Source organism: Priestia abyssalis, assembly GCF_002019595.1.
GTDB lineage: Bacteria > Bacillota > Bacilli > Bacillales > Bacillaceae_H > Bacillus_BA > Bacillus_BA abyssalis.
In genome coordinates this window covers 2,051,561-2,075,092 of the sequence record NZ_KV917369.1, presented here as the reverse complement: position 1 = coordinate 2,075,092, position 23,532 = coordinate 2,051,561, and the positions used below count along the sequence as shown (strand labels likewise).

Here is a 23,532-nt window from a genome sequence, read left to right as displayed (position 1 = left end):
AAAATTTTGGCTTAACAGAAATGCCCCGCTCCAACACCCGGCACCTTGATCAGCACTTGTCAGGGCTGATCAAGGTGCTTTCCCTCTATGGCATCTTACAAATTAAATGATCCGCAGAAAAGTTCCCAGGTTCGTTTGGCGATCGAGAATATGAACTCTTCTACACATCCAAAACGAGGAGCCTGTTTCATCTTACGTTTCCAGCTGGTTTACTTCTTTTCTGTTCACAACGGCGCGGCTTGTGATAACGCTTACAATACTCATAACGATGATATTGACCAGTACAGCTACAAAACCAGTATTGATATCTTTGATAAACTGCGGAGCAGCAGGCAGCAATGTACTCATGGTCGTACCCGTCATATTGATGTAGATGACCATAACTTCACCCGCTACAATCCCGGCGAACGCCCCGTATTTCGTCACAAAGTTGTTTTTCATGAAGCTCAGGAATAAAGATGGAGCGATTTGAATGACAAGACTGTATGACATAATATTCAATAAGGCGAGCGCTTCTCCGCCGGTGAGCGCAAAGTAAAACGATATGCCCGACAATAAAATGAGAAACAGTTTAGAAGCGACCGATACTTGCCTTTCTGTCGCACCAGGTACAAACACCTTATACAAATTACGCGCCAGACCCGTCGATGAGGACATCAGCATAACAGACGCAGGGACGAGTGCCGTTAACAGTCCCGCTGCACCGATAATGCCGATAAACCATGGATCAAATGTTTGAACAGAAAGTTTCAATAAAGAGAGGTCCCCCTCCGGTCCCTGTAATCCCGGAATTTGCATGAAAGCCGTAAAGCCGACAAAAAAAACGAACAGCAATAATAACGTGTACAAACTTAAGGTCATTGTATTTTTCCGAAGCTGCTTTTCTCCTTTTGCAGTTAAAACGACAGCGAAAGTAGTGGGTAAAACGTAAAAGCCCATGGAAGTCATTAAGACGGTCGAAATGAACCATGAAACACTCAAGCCTTCATCAGCCAGTATCAGCATTTGAGGATTCGTCTGCTGGACGGCCTCAAACATCGGTTGAACACCCCCAAAATAATGGAAAGGGAGGTAGATGCCGATAAAAATGACGACAACCAAAATTAAAAAGTCTTTGACGACAGCTGTCCATGCCGAGCCGTGAATGCCAGAGATCAGAACGTAAATCGTGACCACGAGCGCTCCAATGCAGCTCGCCGCCGCCGGTGAAATCGTTTGATAGGAAGCTTGGGAAACAATGATGCCAAGCCCCTTGTACTGCAAAACAATATACGGAACCATCGCAATGGCACCGACCACCGAGACGAGGACTCCCAAATAAGGGCTCTTATATTTGGATTCATAAAAATCACCTTGCGATATTAAATTATTCTTTGTGGCGTAGCTCCAAATTTTCGGTGAAAGCCAATAAGCGAAAACATAGGCAAGTGTAATGTATGCGATTACATAATAAGCAGCCGATCCTTTTGAATACGCCCAGCCGCTGCCCCCGAGAAAGGTAAAGGTCGTGTACACTTCTCCAGCAATCAGCAGGAAAATGAAAATCGTCCCGAAATTCCGGCCCCCGACGGCCCATTCCTCCATGCTCATCTGTTTTCCTTTTCTTGCCCTTACACCGAGATAAAGCGAAAGTAATAAAAACAGAAGCATAATCAGTAAAGAAATGTTCATTCTACTCCCCCCTCCTTGTTATCTGGATCCAATTTATAGACAACAGCCAAAATAACGAAAGAAAGCAAAATCCACAGAACGATCCAGAAAAGCAGGAACGGCAAACCGAATACGTAAGGTTCAATTCGATTGGCCAGAGGAAGAAACCCCAGCATTCCAATAAAAGGGACCAACAGCAGCCATTTAATATGTTTCAAACGAACACCGCCTTTTCAAATATAGGTTAATTTTTTATCAAAAGCGTGATGTATTTTTGAATAGTTCTAATAGTTGTGTCGAGAAAACGCAGGATGCGTGAATGGTATGAATGATGCCGCGCGAGTTTGATAGAATCGAATGGAAGTGTTTTGAGTAAACTAACCATTTTCATGTAATTCATAGGGAGCATAGTGCATATAGAGGTTTTTTCTGCGCTGACGATCTCTGTATGTAGTAGCAAACCGTTTCGCCTGTTTTCATGCAAAATGTCGAGATGAACAGAACCAGTTATGACAATCTGTTTGTTTTGTTCCGCTTCGGTAACCACGCCGTTCGCGATCCATGGAACATAATTCCGGAAATACTACATAATCGGAGTCATGCGGCACTTCCTTCATCAATGACCATACATGCCTCTCAAATTCTTGAAAGCTGCCCACAGGAGCGGCTTTCATCTAGCAAACTGAAATTTTTGCGTGTCTCATGTTAGCCTCCCTTCTCTTTCACTTAATTTAAAGACTATTTAAAGACAACTTTTTCATCCCTTGAAGGAATCACTATTTCGTTGTCTAATATTTAAATTAATGACTTTTAAAGAGAATGTCAATTGAAATTTTCTAAATATTTAAAATTATTTTCATTGAAGATATTTAAAATAAAGACAAAAAAGAGACATTACATTTTTGATATAATAAAGGAAAACCATCCTCTCATTATGCTTTAAGACAGAGGCTCACCTTTCCGCTGAAGCGGGATAGATAACTGGAACAAATTTTACATGAAAGGTGAAAAACATGAAGTATAAAATCGGCATTATCGGACCACAGGTTTTAGTAAAAGACATAAGCGAGGTCGTTTCGGAGTTTCACGAGCTGGAGGCCGTTCCGCTCATTTACGAATCGGAATATAATGCACCCAAACTTATCCAACAAGCACCTCACCTTGATATTTACATGTTCAGCGGATTAGCTCCCTATTATTCTTGCAAGAAAATGTTAACAGATGCTCATTTATCCTATGTGATTCCGTTTGAAGGAACCGATATTTATAAAGCCATGCTTGATATTTATATGACCTATCACTTTTTTCCTATCATTAGCTTTGACGGCATCCACAAGCAGCATCTCAAGGAAACGAGAGAAGAAATGGGAATTTCCCATATTCCTTTCCACTTGCAGGAGCCAAAAGAAAAATGGGATAGAGATGCGTTTTACGAGAAACATGTTTTCTTATGGAAAAATAAAAAAACCCAGATTATCGCCACATGTGCCAATTCGGTATATCAAAAACTGAAAGAAATAAATGCTCCGGTATATTTGATCAAGCATACGAAGCAAGTTATCCGCGAGTCGATTCAGCAAGCGCTTTTGCTTTGTTTGAAAAGAAACAGCCACGAAACGCAAAGCGCTGTTTTGCTTCTGAAATGCGAAAAGGCTGAGACAAATGAGCTCTTACGGTATTCAAGCGATATAAGCGGCCTGTTCTCAGGCTCCAGTGCGCTCAGCGGACAATTGCTGACGATCTACACGACCCGTGGAATCGTCGAACGCGTTACCGATCATTTCGCCGATTTTTCCATATTTCAATCAACCGCTCGTTCAAGAGTCCTGGCACTAGGAATCGGTTACGGACAAAATGTGGACAAAGCGAGGCACAATGCGGAAAAAGCAATGAAGTACGCTGATGGGGAAACCTATCATTCTGCCTACCTCCTTGATGATGATCAAAGAATAAGCGGTCCGTTTTCTCTAGCGGGAGAATATCCTTCTCCATCCCTGCCGGTTTTCGTCCAAAACCATAACCTCCCGCTGTTATGGAAGCTGCATTCATGGCTAAAAGGAACAAACATGAAGGTCGTCACCTCACGCGATGTAAGCGCCGGATTAAACACGACGATCCGACATGCAACAAGGGTGCTAAAAGATTTACATGAAAAAGGTATTGCCCGGATTGAAGGGCTTGAGCATCCAAGCGGCAAAGGACGTCCAAGGACGGTTTTTCATATCGACATGGCAGAATTGGAAAATTTATTAAGATAGTAAATGCCTCCTGCACCGTATCGATCCTTCGATAACATGCAGGAGGCATTTTCTTTGTCAATTTTTCATCTCAATGTGAGGAAAAGGCTGTCAAAATATCGGAAGACGTGTATGATTATAGTTAAAGAACTTTAAATAGGATAAAATTAATAAAGAGGTGGTAGATATAATGAAAGACCGAGATTCAAATATAAAAGTTTTCGCATTGAACTCCAATCCTGAACTTGCACAAGAGATTGCGGATTTGCTTGGAATCAAAATGAGCACAAATTCAATCAAACGGTTCAGTGACGGAGAAATTCAAATGAATATCGAAGAAAGCATTCGCGGCTGTGATACATATTTGGTACAGTCTATTGCTCGTTCAGGCAATGAGTATATGATGGAACTTTTGATTATGATCGATGCCTTAAAAAGAGCATCCGCTAACACAATTAATGTAGTACTTCCATACTATGGTTACGCCAGGCAAGACCGAAAGTTGGGTGCCAGACAGCCTATTACCGCGAAATTAATAGCGGATCTACTAGAAACTGCAGGAGCAACGAGAGTCATCACCATTGACTTGCATTCGTCTTCAATTGAAGGATTTTTCGATATCCCCGTTGATCAGCTATCAGGAATCCAAACATTATCCGCTTATTTCAAAGAAAAGAACCTCTCAGATGTTGTCGTAGTAGCTCCAGATAACAGCGGGGCGCTTCGCGCAAGAAAAATGGCCAGTTTTCTCGATGTGCCGATCGCGTTTATGGACCGACGTACCTTTAATCCGGAGGAGCCGAAAACAGTTAACGTTATCGGTGATGTGGAAGGGAAAACAGCGATTATCATTGATGATATGGTCGATACAGGTGAAAATCTGCTTCTTACCACAAATGTTTTAATCGAACACGGGGTAAAAGAAGTATACGGCTGCTTCACACACGCTGTTCTTTCCGGTTCTTCCATTGAAAAAATTGCCCGTTCTATCATTAAAGAATTGGTTGTAACCAATACAATCGCACTGCCTGAAACAAACTATGGAGAAAAAATTAAGGTTCTTTCCATAGCACCGCTATTAACAGAAGCAATCGAACGCACTCAAAATAAATTTCACTCTTAATAAAAAACCATTTTTCAGGTCACAAATACTAATCATCAGCATTTTAAAGCGAATAAAAAGTGCCTGCTACCACCAACGGAGCAGGCACTTCTTATATCATTTCCATTACGGTCTGTTCAAGATTTTCCCCCAAAAATCCATTCTCTCTTGTACATTCTCTTCCGTGATAATGTCGATACCGACGTCGACCTTTTTTTCAACGGTTTTGTTCTCTATTGCTTTCAATGCCTGTTCAACACTTATGTATCCCATATCATACGTATTTTGGGCGATCGCAGCATCCATTTTTCCTTTTTTAACCAATTCTAGCATATCCATAATACCATCGGTTCCCGTAACGGGAATTTGCATCTCTTTTTCTTCTATCACCTTTAATGCTCCTAAAGCCATTTCATCATTACTCGCAAATACTCCGTCAATATCAGGTGTCGTTCTTAAAATGACTTCCATTGCCAACTGGGAAGAATTGACTCCTCCAATATCATGCTGTTCAACTAAAACCTCGATGCCGGCTGCTTTGAACGCCTCTTTGGCACCCTTTATCCGTTCAATCATCACTGGGTCATGTTTGTTCCCTCCCAAAATGACGACCTTGTCCCCGGACTGCAGCCTCGAAATCAGCAGCTCAGCAGATTTCCCCCCCAATACGTAGCTATCTGTGCCAACAAAAGCCGTTTGTTTACTCCAGCCAATGTCCGTATCGACCATAAGCACAGGAATATTCTTTTTCGTATATTCCTCCAGTATCGGTATAGCCGATGATGCATTCGGTGCGACAATAAGAGCATCCGGATTTTTGCCCAAAGCCTGTTTCAACATATTTAACTGTTGTTGTTCGTATCCATTGTATTTATAAGGAGCGGCTATAATTTCCCCGTCTATCCCAAAGTCCTGAAACGCTTTTCTTGCTCCTATTTCAACCATTTTCCAATATTGCGCACTTCCTGTTTTCAAAACAACAGCCACCTTAGGCTTATCCTCTTCCTTAGGAAATACAGCGACAATTCCTATTAATATAATAAGTGCAAACAATCCGCTGCTTATAAGCAGGAAGTGCGGGTTCTTTTTCACCATTGGCCACCTCCTCTTACCCATTTCCAAAAGAATTAGCATTTGAAATGGATGGAAAAGACTGTTCCTTGCTGATTTGTTTTCACTTTGATGACCGCATCGTGGCGGTCAGCTACACTATAGCAAATGGCTAAACCCAGCCCGGTTCCATTCTCTTTTGTCGTGAAGAAAGGGGTTCCAATTTTATCCAGTAAATCCGGATTAATTCCTCCACCTTGATCTTCTATCTCCAGCACAACCCCTGTCTCTTCCGCATATGTCTTAATCGTAAGGGTTCCCCCGTAAGACATAGCCTCGAGACCATTTAAAGAAAGGTTCAACACAAGTTGGCGGATTTCTTTTTCATCTAAACACAATTCAGGGCATGTGCCTAAATCCAGCAAAACACGTTTATCCGAAAGGAGGGCTTCTGCTTGAATGAGTGGAAATAACGCTTCGATAATACCATTAAGCTCCTGTTTCGTCTTATCGCTTGTCTTATTTTTTGCTAAATTCAAAAACTCTTTAATAATGCTGTTCGCCCTGTCAAGTTCTTCCATCATTAAATCAATATGCTCAGGCGATAAATCACTGCCGCTATGCTTCCCCATTTGTAAAAAGCCGCGAACGGTCGTCATCGGATTTCGAATTTCATGTGCAATTCCAGCTGCCATCTCCCCGATTAAATTCAAACGGTCCAGCCGGGATATCTCCTTCTCTAACAGGACTTGTTCCGTAATATCGGTCATGGCAATAAGGAAACATGCTTCATCTTGAATATGAATGAATTCCGTTGACAGTAAAGCGTCCCTCTTTTCTCCCTCTTTTGTTATATAACGAATTTTCTCATTACGAACCGGTCTGTCAAGTTCAAGAATACGAATATAGGATTTTCCTCGATGAGAATTGGAGACGAGCTGGACGATGTCGGCTGCTTCACCTTTTACCTCATCATAATGATAACCCGTATGCTTCAGCCAGCTTGAGTTGACATCAATATATCTTCCATCCTTTGCAGAACGAATGGCGAGCGAACAAGGACTGGACTCGAACACTTTTCGAAAACGTTCCTCGGATACGAGAAGGTTTTCCGCTATTTTTCTTCGTTCTTCCACTTCCTTTTTAAGCATCGCATTGGCAGTCGAAAGTTCGAGCGTTCGTTCTTCCACCAGCATTTCTAAATGATTGAATTGCTGTTTTTGCACTTTCTCCATCTGTTTACGTTCTGTTACATCTCGAATGGAACAAACAAAGATTTGATGGTTCTCAATCGTCGCTTCCCCAATTTGGATATCCGCAGGAAAAGAGCTGTTGTCTTTACGCAAAGCAAGTGTTTCAATCACCATCCCCTTAGAGGTGATTGTCCCATCTTCCTCCACGGCGGGAAGCAAAGCGGTCACATGCTGATCCAGCAAATCATGCGGGATATAGCCAAACATTTGCTCTACTGCAGGGTTAACAGATAAAATATAGCCCTCTGCATCAAACGTAATAATCGTATCCATCAATGTTTCGCTGATGACCTTGTTTAATGCTTCCGTCTTACGCAAATTCAAGGTCGTCCTGCTTAGTTTTCTGTTTATTTTTTCAAGCTCAAGCGTTCGTTCCCGCTCACTTTTAGTCAGTAGCTGCTCATGATTTTGATGAATCTTGACAAACTGTTCGATTTTCCGTTTCAACGTATCTGGATGGAACGGTTTGAATATATAATCGATAGCCCCCACCGAGTAACCGTGAAGCACATGTTCCATGTCCTGACTGATGGCCGTAATAAAAATGATAGGAATATTTTTTGATCTTTCTCTTGCCTTAATAAGCTTCGCTGTTTCAAAACCGTTCATTCCCGGCATTTGCACATCCAATAAGATGACAGCAAAATCTTCTTTCAATACACATTTCAATGCTTCTTCTCCAGAATTCGCACTGACCAAATGATAGTGGGGAGACATAAGGACCGCTTCCAAAGCCAGCAAATTCTCCGGGCGGTCATCCACCATTAAAATATTGACTTTTTGTTGTTTTATATGATTATTTGCGTTTACGGTATAGCCTTTCGTCTGAATCGAACTCTTCATAGTAGTCTGCATTACTTGTAAACCGAACCCCCTCTCTTTTACCTAACCCAAGAAACCCCTGTAAGCTAAGACTTTCATATAACAACCCGTGTACATGATTTTGTAAGCTTTTATTGAAGTAAATCATGACATTTCGGCAAATGATGATATGAAATTCATTGAATGTATGATCGGTTGCCAAATTATGCTGGGCAAACACGATATTTTCACTTAAAAACGGATGAAAGACGACTTCTTCCTGTTTTGTCGTGTAATACTCAGAAAAAGCCCTTTTCCCGCCAGCCTGAAAATAATTTTTGGTATATGATTGCATGCGGTCCAGCGGAAAAACACCTTGCTTCGCTTTTTCCAGAATACCCGGATTAATATCCGTTGCATAAATTCTTGCTTTATCGTATAGCCCCTCCTCCTGTAAAAGAATAGCCATTGAATAGACTTCTTCTCCGGAAGCGCAGCCAACATGCCAAATCCGAATATACGGATAGTCCTTAACAAGCGGAATGACTTTGTTTCGAAATGATAGAAAAAAGGAGGGATCACGAAACATCTCTGTGACATTAATAGAGAAATCGGCAAACAGTTTTTTCATGATGGCATGATCATGAAAAACCCTTTCCTGTAAGCCGGATATACTTTTTAACTTTTCAGCATGAATGCGATGCCAAATTCTCCGTTGAACAAATGGGTAAGCATAGTTTCTGAAATCAAGGTCGTAATATCGGTAAATACCTTCCAGCAATAACCCGATTTCAATTTTTTCTAACTCTGCATCTTCATTTTTTCTTATGATACCGACTGAATCTGTAATGGCTTTTCCCACCTATCTATACAACCATACTTGCATGAGCGAGAATAGTTGATCTAAATTGATTGGTTTGCTTATATAATCCGAGGCACCTGCCTCTAAACATTGTTTCTTGTTTTGTTTCATCGCCTTTGCGGTCAGTGCAATGATAGGCAACGTTTGAAACGGAGTCATCTTTCGAATGGCCTGAATCGCTTCAAGTCCATCCATTTCAGGCATCATGATATCCATTAACACAAGGTCGATATCCTGATTTCCCTGAAGTGCTTCAATCCCTTCCCTGCCATTTTCTGCAAAGAGAACTTCAATTCCGCATTCCTCAAGCGCTGTCGTCAAGGCGAATATATTACGCATATCATCATCTACAAGAAGAACCTTCTTACCTTTAAGCAAGGCTTTTCCATGAGGTTCAAGACCCCGTTCTTCATCCGGCTGTTGAACCGCCTCAACGAGCTCCTCTGAGAAGCTTTTTTCTTCCATGTATGCTGCCGCTACTTCTAACTTCGAGGATAATACTTCTACTTTACCGTTAGACTGATAGCTTGGTAAATAAAGAATAAACGAGCTTCCTGCTCCTTCTTCACTATGAACCTCAATAAATCCGCCCAGCAGTTCAGCCAACTCCCGGCTGATTGAAAGACCTAATCCTGTGCCGCCATATTTACGGCTCGTCGTGCCATCTGCCTGTTTAAAAGCTTCAAAAATCATCTTCTGTTTTTCCGGCGAAATCCCAATACCGGTATCCACAACCGAAAAAGCCAGCACCGGTGCCGTTTGGTCTCCAAAGACTCGTCCATCTACTTCTTCCTTGTCCGCTTTGCGAACAAATAAGGATACACTTCCCTCTTCCGTAAATTTAAGGGCATTGGATAATAAATTTTTTAAAATTTGCTCCAGACGATGTACATCCGTATAGAAAGTCTTTGGTAAATCAGAATCAAGCTGAATGTTGAGCTGAAGTCCTTTTTGCCGCACAAGATGGGAAAAGTTTCTTTTTACAAAGCCTTCTACATTCGAAAGTTTCACTTCTCCCGGAACGATGTCTATTTTTCCTGACTCTACTTTCGCCAAGTCTAACACGTCGTTGATCAAGTGCAAGAGATCGTTGCCGGATGAATAAATCGTACGAACATACTCCACTTGTTTCGGAGTCAAATTTCCCTCACCGTTCTCAGCAAGCATTTGGGCGAGAATTAATAGGCTATTGAGCGGCGTTCGAAGTTCATGGGACATATTCGCTAAAAATTCTGATTTGTATTGGGAACTGAGTTCGAGCTGCTGCGCTTTTTCCTCAAGTGTCAAACTGAGTTTTTCTAGTTCCCGCTTTTTCTGTTCAGAGTTTTCATATTGCTCTTCCAACTTTTCATTAACCGTTCTTAATTCCTCCTGCTGCAACTGCAGTTCTTCGGATTGACTTTGCAGTTCTTCCGTTAAAGCCTGTGATTCTTGCAGCAGCTTTTCCACCTTCATGTGGTTGATCATACTATTAATCGCAATCCCAATATGACTCATGACTTCATGAAGCAGTATTTCCTGAAGAGGAGTAAACGCTTCAAAACAAGCTAATTCAATGACACCTAACACCTCTTCTTCAAACATGACCGGCAGCATAATAATGTAGTTCGGAGTTGCCATGCCGGTCCCAGAAGCAATCTTCACATAATAATCATCCGGAATTGGAGTAAGCACAATTGGTTTCTGGTCTGCTGCACATTGCCCCACGAGCCCTTCTCCAAAACGAAAACGATCAAATCCGCCTTGATGATGGTACGCAGCATAGGAGGCCAGCTTTTCTAAACGCCGCTGGTTGCCTTCTCCCTCCTTGATGTAGAAAATGCCGTATTGGGCTCCTACCATTGGCGTCAGCTTTTTGATAAGCAATTGAACCAATGTCTGTAAATCTTCTACCCCTGGAGAAATGATGGCAATCTCGGCAATTTTGGACTTCAGCCAGCCATGCTCCTCTGCCTTTTCTTTTAACTCTTTCTCCTGCTTTGCATGTTCTTCGAGAGAGTGGGCCATTCCGTTAAAAGCTTCCGCAATAGCACCGATTTCATCTTTGGAAGTGACTTCAATGCGCGGCAAATGGTCGCTCTTACTTGAGGAAACCTGCGTCATCACGGTAGCTACCCGATTAAGATTCCTTGTCATGTTCCTGATTAGTGTCACAGCAATGATTAACCCAATGAAAAGCGCAATGGTGGCATACGTGTAAGTCATCTTAACAGCCAGACTATGCGTGTCACGGCTTCGATAAAGCTCGTCTTTCATCCGCTGGTCCTGCAATGTATACAGTAAACCTGCAATTTGCCGAATTCGTTCTTGATTTTGTTTCATATCGTACCAAAACAGCTTTTCAAATTCTTCATTCTTTCCTGTTTTTTGAAGCGTTATAATCTCTTGGGACATATTATCGTGTATGTCGTAAAGAGTCTTGAATTTTTGAATGAGTTCCTGTGACTTCTCCCTTGTATCCGCCTTCTCAAGAGATTCCACTGCCGTCTTAATATTTAACTTAGATTGTTCGATGTTGTTGTTAATGGCTTGAGCGAGATCATCGGGAGGGTTAGACGTAAGCTCTTTCAATTCTCTGTCCAGATTAATCATTTCGTACTGAATGGTGGAAGCCATCCTGACCCTCTCTGCTAATTCCTTAACGACCAGATTCACTTTCACTGTTTGTTGGTTGAGCATATTCATTAATAGCACCAATAAAATAAGGGCTAAAACTAATATGGAGCCTAACCCTGTGTAAAGCTTTGTTGTAAATTTCATACAGCCTTCTTTCAACCCCTTTAAATAAACATGGACAGATTAAATGTATATACCCGTTAGGCAAATAATGATAAAAACAGCATTTTTTTCCATAACCCTATTATTAGACGAAAGCCAAAATTCCTATTTTTAACGATAATTCACCTGTATAGAGGGGATAAACACTTATTTAATTCTAACTTTTCTGAATTTTAACAGAAAAAATGAAAGATAGACAGAAAGTCATGATGGAGAACGAAAAAAGAAACCTCTTGTATAATCATGCAAACACAGTTTATTTTTTCGACATGCTTTCCGCTTTTTCCTTGTCCTGTCAGACTAATTACATTCTGCATAAAGATTATTTGACACGATTGATGGTGACCCATGTCAGATCTAGTAGTTTTATATATTTGAGGCTAATTATATTATATAGGGACACAATGGGCAATAACATGGGGGAACATACTCATATATTTCACTGTACCTTCATATCGATTTGGGTTGAAAGTTCACTTCGACTTCATGTCAGCGATTTGCTCGAATATACCTAAAACGTGACGGACACAAAAAGAAAAAGACTGCCGGAAACAGTCCTCCCCTTCACCACTCCTATTTCTCGGAAGCACACTTTATGCTGGGAGGATGAAACATCCCCTTATAATAATAAAGGCAGCGTGATACAAAAAGTGGTGAAACGATTATCTGATGTACATCCGATTTCACCATGATGTTTTTCGATAATCTTTTTACATACATATAACCCAATCCCTGTCCCTAATTCCTTTGTTGTAAAAAACGGTTCAAAAATGGTGTGGATGGTTTCTTTCGGAATGGCAGGGCCATTATTCGTTATTTTAATTTCGACTCGTTCGCTCAGTACCTGGCAGTCAATGTTGATTTCTCTATTATGTCTGATTTGCTGCAAAGCATCAATTGAATTTAATATGATGTTCAGGAACACTTGCCTGATTTCATTTTTATTCGCATATATTCTTATATCTGGCTTTACATTTAAAGAAATTTGGACATCCCCGTCAATCATACTCGGATAAATGAATTCAAGAAGTTCATGAAACAATTCTTCTAAAGAGTGACTGTCCTTTTCACCAAGATTGACTTCTTTTTTGGAAACATGAAGAAACTGTGTAATCCGATAATTTAACTGATTTAATTCCTGAAGGATAATATCCATATATTTAATATCCGGATATTCATTTTTTATAAGCTTGCTAAAACCAAGAATGGACGTCAGCGGGTTTCTGAACTCGTGCACGAAACTAGAAGACATTTGTCCCAAAATGGCTAATCGTTCTTTATGGGTTTGGTCAATAAATGAGATTTTTTCTTGTAATTGCTCATCCTTTATCTCTGTATACTTTGTTACAGCATGATAAGAAAACCGATCGAACAAAAAGTTAATATCTTCGATGATGGATTGGAGCTGTTCCATGGGAAGACCCGAACCATTCACCCATTTCATAATCTCACTTCGTCCCAAATTCACATTATATACAAACTCTCCAATATTTATATTGGCTTCTACCCTTTCATGCGCAACTTTATAGGCCAGTTTCCTTATCTCTTCCTCACTCAATGGCTTCTCGATGTTTTTGCGGATCAATTCCAACATTTGCACACCATTACTCATTACTTCCTCTTTATGTATATCATTGGAGGAAATCATCACTTGTTGTCTCCATGACTCTAAAAAAGTAACACTATTACTTTCTAAAAACGTGATTAAATTATGTGAGGCTGCCTTCATAATAGCACCTGCCTTTCAGTGTCTTTTATAGAAGATCACATTTCTCATTGTTTCGAACACTTTTAATCCTATTTTAACACATCAAAAGTGCCTGTCATCATCCCATTAACTCAAATCATGACAGGCACTTATATCAAGCTTCCGAAACCGGCTGTTTCTTGAGCTTGGACAACTCAAACAGTAAAAACAAAACTGCAGAAATATATATGAACATGGAAAAGAAATAAATACAGTCACATTTACAGGCCAGCTTTTAAATCTGCTCAATTATAGAAAAGAAATAGAATAGAGTCCTGCCCCTTCCTCCAACTGATCTATACGAGCTATTGAACCGGTCGTCACTTGAACGACATAAATAATTCCATTCTTCCCTGCAAAAGCGATTTTACTGCTGTCAGGCGACCATATTGGTTTCGAGAAGGAGTCGCCCAATCCGTTAGTTAACTGCACATTCCCTCCATTACGCGGGTTATACAACCAAAGATCGTAAGACCCGCCGTGGTCGGATGTATAGGCAATGAGCCCGTGATCACCCGGAGGAGCGTAAGGGATCACGAGCTTCATTCCTGGGAAAAGGTTAAAGGACGGAAGTTGGTTTACCTGCCGAATCAGCTCGTAATTATTATTCCCTCCCGTTACCACGTTATATCTTCCGGCAATCTCAAACAACGTATCTTCCGGTTGAACAATATAATACGGAACACCGGGCGACACTTTCAACAATTGGCCAACCTGAATGACATATGGGGGATGAAGCTGATTCGCTTCAATGATCACAGATGATGGCACTCCATACATTTGAGAAATCTGAAAAACTGAATCTCCCGGCTTCACGCGGACTACATTTACCCCTGGTGGAATCGACAGCTGTTGGCCCACAAGAATTGTGTAAGGAGGCTTCAAATTGTTGGCCGCAATGAGAGACTCAACTGGAAGTTCCCATCTTCTTGCCATCTGATACAATGTATCTCCGGGACGAACGGTGTAAAAAAGCTGCATGATTATCACTTCCTATATGTTTCGTTATAATCTTTGTAAAGAAACGAATTTTTTTGAGATGATGCCTTGCTAATCTAGCTATCTTGTAACCAATGTCTTATTGCACGTTAAACAAGCAGATAACCAGGACTAGTATCAAGTCACCTCTATCCGATCGCAAACACAATATCCAGCATCTGTCTCCTCTTCCTGCCCATATCTTATTCGTTTAGGCGGTGCGGGGTTCAAAGTAGAGGGGGATAGATAAAGAGTGCCTTCCTCTTAAATCAGTGAAAAGCATCCCCTTTGACATCTCCTAAAACAAAAAGAGACGTGGACGGAACGTTATCACACGTTCTGTATACACCAAATACATACCTTCTGAAATATCTGTTACCAGAAAGAACTTTTTATCCTTTCGATTCTACACGTTTTTTACTCAATTCTTTGAATCCTTTCTGACATCTACAATTTCTATACAAAACTTCTAAACTTTTATTAATATTTGTCGAATAATAAGATATATTAGCGAACTTCGCGTTGTTACATCAAGATGAGGAGAAATGATATATGAATCGGTTAAAGAATAGAAAGAAATCTACCTTCTTCCCCCAAAAGTCTTTAAGCACAAAACTGCTTATCATTCTTTTAATAACCTCGATATTGCCCTTGGTTTTATCCACTAGCATGATTTACACCAATACAACCAAAGGATTTACATCATTAGTGAATGAAAATAAGGAAGCGGTTGAAAGCGCCGTTACAAACAAGTTTGATTCTACTTTCGAACGACTATTAGAACTCTCAAACATTTATGCTGCTGACCAAGAGCTTATCACTGCTTTCAAGGCCGGGAATCAGAGCAGTTTGGCCGAAAAGGTGCAACCGGTTTTTGAGAGACTGCAGAAGGAACATCAACTTGAAGTATTGGAATGGGGAACGACTGAAGGCACCGTCTTTTTTAGGGGACACAATCCTGAAAAATTTGGAGACGATAAAAGTGACATACCAGCTGTACAGCAAGCATTAAACGGAAAGGAATCCGCAGGGTTTGAATTCGGGAGCAGCGGATTGGCTGTACGCGCTTTTGTTCCTATTAAATCCGGCAGTGAAATCATAGGAACCTTACAAACCGGAGTGGACGACAGCTTTTTAAAAGATTTAAAACATACCCTGCACGGTGTTAATCTAGACTTATATGATTCAACTGGAAAGATTGTCGTTTCTTCAGAAAACACGAATATCGGCAAAAGTTTGGCTGACCGTTCCCTCATTGATACATTACAATCGGGGAAAAAGGTGTCTACAAAAAGCAAGGAAGCCATCCAAACGTTCATCCCGATGTATGACCCGACCAAATCAGAAGTCATTGGCTTCATTAGCATTAGCCAGGACGTCTCTTTCCTTAACAAGCTAAGCAGTAAGATTACTCTTTTGTCAATTTTTCTTACAGCTGCTGCTATGATCGTGGTGATGATTGTCGTGATCATATTCAGCAGAAGCATTACCCGCCCTTTAAAACAGGTCACTTCATTTATGGGTGAATTTTCAAAAGGAAACTTAGCAGCCTCCTTTGAGGGGAAAGAGCGGCAAGATGAAATTGGCCAGTTAAGCAGTTCAATCACTGAGATGAAAGAACGATTAAAAGATATGGTTGAACAAATTGCAGACGTCTCTGTTGTTATTAAAAGACGCAGTACAAAACTTAATCAATCTTCCAAAGAAATCAAAGCAGGAAGCCATCAAGTCGCTGTAACGATGCAAGGGCTATCTGCAGGGTCAGAATCGCAAGCCCATACAGCTCTGGAATTAGCGCAAATCATGAAGGATTTTACAGCAAAGGTTCATGAGGCAAATGAAAACGGGAATGAAGTTGCAGCCACGGCAAATAATGTATTTCACTTAACAGCAAGCGGAAAAGACCTAATGGATTCTTCCGTTGGTCAAATGAAAAAGATTCATAGTCTTGTAGAAGATTCAGTCCTCAAAGTTCAACGGTTGGACGATCAATCAAGAGAGATATCCAAACTCGTTCAAGTGATTCAAAGCGTTTCAGATCAAACGAACCTCTTGGCTCTCAACGCCGCAATCGAAGCAGCACGGGCGGGTGAACATGGAAAAGGATTTGCTGTTGTGGCAGATGAAGTTCGTAAACTGGCGGGGCAGGTTTCCCATTCCATTGTTGATATTACCAATATTGTAGAAAGCATTCAAGAAGAATCCAAGCAAGTAACTACCTCTTTACAACAAAGCTTTGAACAAGTAAAAGCAGGAACAGATCAGATGACATCAACCGGGGAAACGTTTGAGCAAATTAAACACTCTCTTTCCCTTATGTTAAATAAGATAAAGGTTATTTCTATCAACCTAACAGATATCACGACAAACACCGCAGAAGTACATACGTCAATTGAAAATATTTCATCCATTTCTGAAGAATTTGCAGCCGGTGTCGAAGAAACGGCTGCCTCAGTACAACAAAACAGCAGTTCCATGGAGCAAATTGCCAGTCATGCAGATTCCCTGGATCAACTAGCGAAAGAACTCCAAGTACTTATGGAGCAGTTTAAAATCAATTAAAAGTGCCAGGCACTATCCGAATTCGGAAGTGCCCGGCACTTTTCATTTATATAGATATCCATTACCCTGTTGCTTCCAATGATTCTTCTCCCCTCTTTTTATAGATGATCTTAGAAACAGTAATGCTGAACTCAAATAAAAGAAGCAGCGGGACCAGAACAATGATGGCTGAAACGAAATCTGGAGGTGTCACCAAAGTCGAAACTACCGTTAATACCACATATGCCACTTTCCGGGTTTTAGCTAATCGAACTGGGTTTAACACACCCAATCTCGTTAAGAACATAATGACAATCGGCATTTCAAACAAAAAGCCCAGCGGCAGTGTTAAATTGAATAAAAACTTAAAATATTTATCAACGGTATACATCGTATTCATTTGATCAGCCACCAGTGTGCCAAGAAAAGAAAGGACATTCGGAAAAAGCACAAAATATCCGAACGAAAAACCAATGGCAAAACATAATAAAAGGGCGGGAATGAAAAAAAAGACGACTCGTTTTTCATCTTGTTTCAACCCTGGCTCAATAAATCTCCATATTTGAAAAACGGCCACTGGAGTCGTTGCAACAATAGCAAATGAGCCCGCAATCACAAAATAAATCCATAAAATGTCGCTTGGTCCCAAAATGGTTAGTTTTTGCTCTGCTGAATCAACAATCCAATTATATATATCCTCTACAAATACAAAAGCCGCACAAAGAAAAAGCAAAAAGCAAATTAATATAATAATAATTCGCTTTCGAACTTCTTCTAAATGATCCATTAGGCGCATCTCTTTTACTTCCATAGATTCACTTCCTTCATGCGTTAAGAAGATGTAAACAATTGTTTACATCTTCTTTGTTCCAATGTAATTTAATTCTTTGCTTTCTTTGCCTGTTCTCCTTCATCCTCACCAGCGACTAAATCTCTTGTAGCACTTTTAAATTCACTCAGTGTACGTCCAAATGCCCGTCCAATTTCAGGCAGTTTAGACGGTCCAAAAATGACAAGTGCTATTATTAAAATGAGAATTAATCCTGGAACACCAATATTTTGTATCATTACCATCCACCCCCGTTCAATAATTGATAAAAGTTTATTTTTTATATGCGACAAATGCTTCGATCTCAATCAACCAATCCGAGTTTACTAAACTATCAACACCGACCGTGGAACGGGCTGTCTTAACCGGATTTTCTTTTGTATTAAAAAACTTCGCATATGCATTGAACCACCCTTGATAGTCTTGCTTATTCCCCTTGTTTGAATCTGGGGTAAGATACACACGAAGATAGGTAACATCGGACAGCGAAAGTCCTTTTTCTTCAAGCTGTGCTTTTAAATTATTTAAAATCCCGATAGCTTGTGTTTCCGTATCACCGTATCTTTCATAAACTGTTTTTCCATCTTTATTTAAAAGCGGAGGGACAGTTCCGCTAAACATGAGCTGATTGTAATTACGCGGAACCACCACCGAATTAGAAATTGAAGAAGTCGGGCTTCCGAAGAAAGTCACCTCTTTCAAATGTATCGCCGTTTTTTCGGTACCTGCCGACGCAAATGAAAACCCCGCCATCAAGCTGGCTCCTACAACAGCCGAAGCCGTCATCATTTTGATTGATTTTTTCATATATTCATCTCCCTATGTTATAAATTGGATGGCTTGTTAGCCTATTTTAGCGGCAACCGCATCACTTTCTGTTAATACTTTTTCATGAATTTGGCTAACAGCAATTCGTGCCGATTCAAAAGCGCCTGCCATCCATCCTGTTAAATAACTGAGATGCTCACCTGCAAGATAGATTCGTCCCTGCGGTTTGTTTAAGATTGGATAGTAGTTTCTAAGATCCGATTCGGAGTATGAAGCCCATCCGCCTTCATTGAATTTAATTTTATGCCAGGCAACCGAAAAGGAAGTTTCAAACTCCTTCGCATACTGCGGATGGATTTTTCCTCCCTGTGCTAAAGCTTTGGCTTGTCTCTGGGCAAGTGACAAATTCCCATACTCCACAGCATTTTGGCCAAAGTTATAATAACCAATTAACACACCTTTTTGTGATAAAAAGTCAGAAGAGGGATACCAGATTTGTGAAATATCCATATTTGTCGTAGTAATTCCCCCTAGAATACGATCCTCGTTCTCCCAAAAACGATTTTTAAACTGAAGACCTATTTTTCCTGTCGTCGCATAATTAATACTTTTAATCGCATTTTTCATTTGTGAGTCGAAATCTGCCGGGATATTTTTTAATACAGGAAGGGGGATCGTGCATATACAATAATCCCCCGTTATTTCCTTCGCTCGTCCGTTAGCTTTTGTCTTATAGGCAATCCGTACACCGTCTGCCGATTGTCTAATTTCTTGAACTTCGGCTCCAAACGTAATTTTTCCAGGAAGCTTTCTTTCCAGCGCTTTTGGAATTTGGTCCATTCCTCCAACAGGCTGGAACATCATTGGCTGCTGCTGGAAGCTGTAATCCCCGCTTATACTGTTCATCATTCCTGATTGTAAAAGCTCAGTGAAGGAATAGATTTGATCCAAAGTCCCAGGCTTATGGGCGCCTCCGGGCAGTTCCTTATATCCGCGGCGACTTGAACCTTTATATGTATAATCTGAAGATAAGTCCCCTTCACCTTTTAAATAATTCTTTAATCTTTCAATATCTTCTTTTGTAAGAGAGGAATCAAGTGCTGATTGATTTGCCTTTGCCAATAACTCTGATACATAGCCGCGGGTATCCGCTTTGACCGTCCCTTTGCGAATTTTTTTCCCTGATAACGGCCCGGCATTTTCCTGATAGTAATAGGAGAATTCATTGACATTACAAAACACTTCGAGTTCAACACCAAGTTCTCTACAATAATCAATGGTGACGTGATGTTGTGGAATGCGGGCAGGTCCGGCATTCATATACTGTCCTTTATCAAATTTGGCCACTTGTTTTACCCCATTAATTTCTGTTTCTTCTGTTCCTCCTCTTATCGTCCAATTTCTGCCGCCAGTTCGATCTCGCGCCTCGAGAATATGGCAATTATAGCCTGCTTTGCCCAATTCATAAGCGGCTGCCATGCCCGCAATTCCGGCCCCTAAAATAATAATTTTTTTACCATTTTTATTCGCCATGACTAGGTCACTTTTTTTAGGAGCTTCAAATCCTTTTGCACTTGCCAATAGCGGGCTGCCTACTAAACCTAAAGATTCCATAGCCCCCCAAACCGCAACTGCTCCCCCAACTTTCCCAACTTGATCGAGAAAATCTCTTCTTGTCATACTTTTTTCTTGCTTCTCTCTCATTCGTACACTCTCCCCTCTATTAAATAAGACAAGTTCATCATATAGAATAAAATTCCAATACAGTATATATTTGTAATATTTTCTTACACAGTTTTTATTTAGTAAAATCAAAAAAACAATAAAAAAGCCTGCTGTTAAGAAAAGAAAACGTAACTTTTCCTGTACAGCAGGCCTTTCCCATCCTTTACTATGCAGTTAAACGGTCTATTAATAAAAAAGAATCCTTTACCGTATTATGAAAGAAATAGCTTTTGAAGTAAAATCATCATAGAAACATCTTCCTATAAATGTGATTCATCATTTCATAAAAACGGTCACTACTTGATTAGAAATGATGGGTATTCCCCTCGTTAATCCTCTTCCGGTTCATTTTTGACCACAATCACTTTGTTTCGAATATCAATGCTGTATTTCAAATTCCAGGATGTTTTATACACTTCAATCATATGCTCGTGAACGATAAATCCAAGGACAACATCGTCATCCCAATCGAACAGCACATAATCATTGCCATTTGAGTACAATCGATGATCTTTATGTGCCGTCATCGTCCATCCGTTCCATAGCTTTTGTTCAGTTGGTTTCATAATAAAACCCCTTTACGTTTTCTTTTAATTTTAACAGTTTGAACATGAATGTGATACAAATTACAGCCTTTCCCATTTAAAAGATTAATAGTGATTCCCATCATCATGAAGACCCAGCCGAAAAAAAGGCCTCATTTCCTCATCCAAAAGCACTATTCCCCGTTTTTTGTCGATCTATTCGACAATCTTCGTCTAGTGACAGGCCTCACATGCTAATGGTAGAATGAATTATACATGGGAATCGCTTACAAACATGGGGAAAAGGGGTAGTAGTCATGAAACGAAATAAATTTAGAATTTGGGACACAAACGGGATGTACAACGGGACTCCAGGAATGCTGGAAGATGGGGCAAGCATGGAGATTGGACAAGAGATTTGGAACCATCATAATTACATAAAAATGCAATATATCGGCATTCAAGATCATAAAGGGAACGAAATTTATGAGGGCGATATTATAAAAGGCTTTAAACAAGTGCATATTCCAAGCTGGGATGGGTTCGATTCGTCTGATGATAACTGCTACGTGGAACTGGATGATGAGGAAATCGGAATCGTTGTTCACCAAACAAGAGGCTTTAAATCGGAATTCGTGATTCAGAGTCTGCATGAAGAAAAGAATTTCACCTTTCAGGAAATAAGCCGGATTGAAGTCATTGGAACTGTTCATAAAAATCCTGAGCTTCTTCATGGACAAGCTGTTTCTTTTCTTAAAGAAAAGACAGCGATGTAAGCAGCAAAGACTATTTATCACTTTTTTAACTGAATATTCATACTCTTAAATGAAAAGAGAGTGAGACAAACGGATGATTTCCTATCCGCGTGTCTCACTCTCTTTCTTTTTCAAAATGGCTTCGGGATGTGTGCTTATTGAAGAGTTCATGAAAGTGTTCCAGCCTTTCTTTATTATGCTTCTTAATAAAAGCTTTACGCTTTCTTTAAATTCCTTTAAATTTCCAATGGTACGATGAACGTGACACCTAGAGGAGGGATCAGAAGATGTATATATTTCGAATCCTGTCACCCATGCTGCTGTTACTGTTCATCTTCGGAACATATGAATACGCCGCTCCCGCATTCCATCATTCTAAAGCAAACAAGCATATTCAAGTTCAGCTCTTAGGCGTAAACGATTTCCACGGTCAGCTCGACCAATATCAAACCGTATTCGGAAACAAGGCCGGCGGCGCTGAGTACTTGGCGGCGTATTTAAAAAAATATAGACAAGAAAACAAACACACCTTGCTTGTCCATGCCGGTGATATGGTCGGAGGAAGTCCGCCTATCTCCTCTCGATTTCAAGACGAACCAACCATCGAATTTCTAAACCTTTTGAACTTTGATGTCGGGACACCTGGAAATCATGAATTCGATGACGGGGTTCATGAAATGAAACGCCTTTTAGATGGAGGATTTCATAAAAAAACCGGTTCTTTTTCTGGTTCCACTACTCCTTATTGTTCTGCAAATGTCATCGATAAACAAAGCGGCACCCCGTTACTGCCTCCTTACATCATTAAGCGAATAAACGGAATCGATATCGGATTTATCGGTATCGTCACTACTGAAACCAATCAGTTCGTACTGCCTGAAAATCGAAAAGAAGTTGAAATTATTGATGAAGTGAAAGCGATTAACGACACGGTTAAGCTATTGAAGAAAAAAGAAGTCGAATCCATTGTCGTACTCGCCCACGTGTCAGCTAAATCCGATTGGACAGGAACGAATCCTCATGAAGAGTTAGTAAAGATGGCCCCTAAAATCGATGATGAAGTCGATGTCATTTTTGGCGGCCACAGTCATCAATATGCCAATACTGTAGTCGATGATAAGCTGATTGTTCAATCTTATTCCTATGGAAAAGCTTTCTCTCAAGTAAAGCTAAGCATTGACCCTCATACAAAAGATATCGTAAAAAAGGATGCAAACATTATCCCCACATTTCATCATAAAATAAAACCCGACCAAGAAACGATCCAGCTTTTGACAAAATATAAAGAAAAGATACGCAGCTATGAGAAGCTAGTCACAGGGAAAGCGCCAAAGGACATCACACGGAAGAAAGATGAGAATGGAGAATCTCCCTTGGCGCAAATGGTTGCACAATCGGGTTTGACTGCGATGGATGCAGAAATTGCTTTTGTCCATCACGGCGGGATTCGATCCACTTTACAAAAAGGGAACATTACAATGGAAGACCTTTATACCGTTTTGCCTTTTAACCATCGTTTCGTAAAAGTAACCTTGACTGGAGCTCAAATCCACGCGGTGTTGGAGCAGCAATGGACAAAAGAAAAAGAAAATCTGCTTCAAGTAATCGGTTTAACGTATACGAAGGATAAAAACGCACCAGCCGGCAGCCGTATTCTTGCCTTAAAAGATATGCACGGACACGAACTTGCGCCTGATAAGGAATATACCGTTGTGATCAGCGATTATCTGGCTTCAGGCGGCGACGGTTTCACCGCCTTTCAACAAGGGAAACTGATTGAATCAGGCCCTTTGATCGTCAATGCGCTCGTCCATTATATTCAATGGAAGTTCCCTGCTGATATGGTTCACGGGCGATAAGGAGGAGGCGTTCGTTATTCCCCGCTGCAGTTCCATCATTACAGGAAAATAAGCAAACCCAAAAAGGAGCTTA

At 40.6% G+C, this 23,532-nt stretch carries 18 protein-coding genes; 5 read left to right on the top strand and 13 right to left on the bottom strand.

The genetic code is table 11. The features are described from left to right. Nucleotides 1-192: 192 nt before the first annotated feature. Both BK575_RS09505 and BK575_RS09500 read right to left on the bottom strand, forming a co-directional pair. Nucleotides 193-1,671, bottom strand: coding sequence for a sodium:solute symporter family protein (locus BK575_RS09505; protein ID WP_078410165.1), 1,479 nt, complete (start codon nt 1,669-1,671; stop codon nt 193-195). Beyond that, on the bottom strand, nt 1,668-1,868 hold the full coding sequence (locus BK575_RS09500; RefSeq protein ID WP_078410164.1) for a DUF3311 domain-containing protein: 201 nt from the start codon (nt 1,866-1,868) through the stop codon (nt 1,668-1,670). The genes BK575_RS09505 and BK575_RS09500 overlap by 4 nt, the downstream gene beginning before the upstream one ends. Before the next feature lie 795 nt (nt 1,869-2,663). On the opposite strand from BK575_RS09500, the gene BK575_RS09495 reads away from it, so the two are divergent. Together BK575_RS09495 and BK575_RS09490 are read left to right on the top strand one after the other, a co-directional pair. Continuing rightward, nucleotides 2,664-3,908, top strand: coding sequence for a hypothetical protein (locus tag BK575_RS09495; protein WP_078410163.1), 1,245 nt, complete (start codon nt 2,664-2,666; stop codon nt 3,906-3,908). Between the two features lie 169 nt (nt 3,909-4,077). Then, nucleotides 4,078-5,010 carry a ribose-phosphate diphosphokinase gene (locus tag BK575_RS09490; protein WP_078410162.1) on the top strand — a complete coding sequence of 311 codons (933 nt, stop codon included), beginning with the start codon at nt 4,078-4,080 and terminating at the stop codon, nt 5,008-5,010. A 105-nt stretch (nt 5,011-5,115) separates the two neighbouring features. On the opposite strand, the gene BK575_RS09485 is transcribed toward BK575_RS09490, so the two are convergent. The 6 genes from BK575_RS09485 to BK575_RS09460 all read right to left on the bottom strand — a co-directional run bounded on the left by BK575_RS09485 (nt 5,116) and on the right by BK575_RS09460 (nt 14,461). Beyond that, the gene (locus BK575_RS09485) at nt 5,116-6,084 is read right to left on the bottom strand and encodes a sugar ABC transporter substrate-binding protein (RefSeq protein ID WP_169907685.1); all 969 of its coding nucleotides are present in this window, start codon (nt 6,082-6,084) and stop codon (nt 5,116-5,118) included. Nucleotides 6,085-6,116: 32 nt separating this feature from the next. Then, nucleotides 6,117-8,147 (bottom strand): PAS domain S-box protein, encoded by a 2,031-nt coding sequence (locus BK575_RS09480; RefSeq protein ID WP_235867346.1) that lies wholly within the window; start codon nt 8,145-8,147, stop codon nt 6,117-6,119. After that, the gene (locus tag BK575_RS09475) at nt 8,089-8,955 is read right to left on the bottom strand and encodes a CheR family methyltransferase (RefSeq protein ID WP_078410159.1); all 867 of its coding nucleotides are present in this window, start codon (nt 8,953-8,955) and stop codon (nt 8,089-8,091) included. Before BK575_RS09475 ends, BK575_RS09480 begins: the two co-directional genes overlap by 59 nt. Beyond that, complete coding sequence (locus BK575_RS09470; RefSeq protein WP_078410158.1) at nt 8,956-11,715, bottom strand: response regulator; 2,760 nt, start codon at nt 11,713-11,715, stop codon at nt 8,956-8,958. A gap of 637 nt (nt 11,716-12,352) precedes the next feature. Beyond that, the gene (locus BK575_RS09465; RefSeq protein WP_078410157.1) at nt 12,353-13,462 is read right to left on the bottom strand and encodes a histidine kinase N-terminal domain-containing protein; all 1,110 of its coding nucleotides are present in this window, start codon (nt 13,460-13,462) and stop codon (nt 12,353-12,355) included. Nucleotides 13,463-13,729: 267 nt separating this feature from the next. Next, complete coding sequence (locus BK575_RS09460; RefSeq protein WP_078410156.1) at nt 13,730-14,461, bottom strand: LysM peptidoglycan-binding domain-containing protein; 732 nt, start codon at nt 14,459-14,461, stop codon at nt 13,730-13,732. 549 nt (nt 14,462-15,010) lie between these two features. Between BK575_RS09460 and BK575_RS09455 the strand changes: the two genes are divergently transcribed. Continuing rightward, a complete protein-coding gene (locus tag BK575_RS09455; RefSeq protein ID WP_078410155.1) occupies nt 15,011-17,020 on the top strand; it encodes a methyl-accepting chemotaxis protein in 2,010 nt (669 codons plus the stop codon). Between the two features lie 61 nt (nt 17,021-17,081). On the opposite strand, the gene tatC is transcribed toward BK575_RS09455, so the two are convergent. From tatC to BK575_RS09430, 5 genes are all read right to left on the bottom strand, one after another. Continuing rightward, nucleotides 17,082-17,810, bottom strand: a complete 729-nt coding sequence (gene tatC, locus BK575_RS09450; protein WP_078410154.1) for a twin-arginine translocase subunit TatC — start codon at nt 17,808-17,810, stop codon at nt 17,082-17,084. Nucleotides 17,811-17,878: 68 nt separating this feature from the next. After that, nucleotides 17,879-18,067, bottom strand: a complete 189-nt coding sequence (tatA, locus tag BK575_RS09445) for a twin-arginine translocase TatA/TatE family subunit (RefSeq protein ID WP_078410153.1) — start codon at nt 18,065-18,067, stop codon at nt 17,879-17,881. A 34-nt stretch (nt 18,068-18,101) separates the two neighbouring features. Next, nucleotides 18,102-18,635, bottom strand: a complete 534-nt coding sequence (locus tag BK575_RS09440) for a RidA family protein (RefSeq protein ID WP_078410152.1) — start codon at nt 18,633-18,635, stop codon at nt 18,102-18,104. A gap of 36 nt (nt 18,636-18,671) precedes the next feature. Beyond that, complete coding sequence (locus tag BK575_RS09435) at nt 18,672-20,300, bottom strand: flavin monoamine oxidase family protein (protein WP_204524860.1); 1,629 nt, start codon at nt 20,298-20,300, stop codon at nt 18,672-18,674. Between the two features lie 350 nt (nt 20,301-20,650). Then, nucleotides 20,651-20,887 (bottom strand): hypothetical protein, encoded by a 237-nt coding sequence (locus BK575_RS09430; RefSeq protein ID WP_078410151.1) that lies wholly within the window; start codon nt 20,885-20,887, stop codon nt 20,651-20,653. A 275-nt stretch (nt 20,888-21,162) separates the two neighbouring features. Between BK575_RS09430 and BK575_RS09425 the strand changes: the two genes are divergently transcribed. Together BK575_RS09425 and BK575_RS09420 are read left to right on the top strand one after the other, a co-directional pair. Further along, on the top strand, nt 21,163-21,621 hold the full coding sequence (locus BK575_RS09425) for a YopX family protein (RefSeq protein WP_078410150.1): 459 nt from the start codon (nt 21,163-21,165) through the stop codon (nt 21,619-21,621). Nucleotides 21,622-21,887: 266 nt separating this feature from the next. Then, entirely contained in the window at nt 21,888-23,459 is a 1,572-nt protein-coding gene (locus tag BK575_RS09420; RefSeq protein WP_078410149.1) for a bifunctional metallophosphatase/5'-nucleotidase, read from the top strand. Nucleotides 23,460-23,532 lie beyond the last annotated feature (73 nt).

Coding starts and splice junctions, on each gene's coding strand:
- BK575_RS09480 (WP_235867346.1), bottom strand. CDS start 8,147: ATGCAGACTACTATGAAGAGTTCGATTCAGACGAAAGGCTATACCGTA.
- BK575_RS09505 (WP_078410165.1), bottom strand. CDS start 1,671: ATGAACATTTCTTTACTGATTATGCTTCTGTTTTTATTACTTTCGCTT.
- BK575_RS09430 (WP_078410151.1), bottom strand. CDS start 20,887: ATGAAACCAACTGAACAAAAGCTATGGAACGGATGGACGATGACGGCA.
- BK575_RS09495 (WP_078410163.1), top strand. CDS start 2,664: ATGAAGTATAAAATCGGCATTATCGGACCACAGGTTTTAGTAAAAGAC.
- BK575_RS09425 (WP_078410150.1), top strand. CDS start 21,163: ATGAAACGAAATAAATTTAGAATTTGGGACACAAACGGGATGTACAAC.
- tatA (WP_078410153.1), bottom strand. CDS start 18,067: ATGATACAAAATATTGGTGTTCCAGGATTAATTCTCATTTTAATAATA.
- BK575_RS09420 (WP_078410149.1), top strand. CDS start 21,888: ATGTATATATTTCGAATCCTGTCACCCATGCTGCTGTTACTGTTCATC.
- BK575_RS09465 (WP_078410157.1), bottom strand. CDS start 13,462: ATGAAGGCAGCCTCACATAATTTAATCACGTTTTTAGAAAGTAATAGT.
- BK575_RS09435 (WP_204524860.1), bottom strand. CDS start 20,300: ATGAGAGAGAAGCAAGAAAAAAGTATGACAAGAAGAGATTTTCTCGAT.
- BK575_RS09455 (WP_078410155.1), top strand. CDS start 15,011: ATGAATCGGTTAAAGAATAGAAAGAAATCTACCTTCTTCCCCCAAAAG.
- tatC (WP_078410154.1), bottom strand. CDS start 17,810: ATGGAAGTAAAAGAGATGCGCCTAATGGATCATTTAGAAGAAGTTCGA.
- BK575_RS09490 (WP_078410162.1), top strand. CDS start 4,078: ATGAAAGACCGAGATTCAAATATAAAAGTTTTCGCATTGAACTCCAAT.
- BK575_RS09460 (WP_078410156.1), bottom strand. CDS start 14,461: ATGCAGCTTTTTTACACCGTTCGTCCCGGAGATACATTGTATCAGATG.
- BK575_RS09440 (WP_078410152.1), bottom strand. CDS start 18,635: ATGAAAAAATCAATCAAAATGATGACGGCTTCGGCTGTTGTAGGAGCC.
- BK575_RS09485 (WP_169907685.1), bottom strand. CDS start 6,084: ATGGTGAAAAAGAACCCGCACTTCCTGCTTATAAGCAGCGGATTGTTT.
- BK575_RS09470 (WP_078410158.1), bottom strand. CDS start 11,715: ATGAAATTTACAACAAAGCTTTACACAGGGTTAGGCTCCATATTAGTT.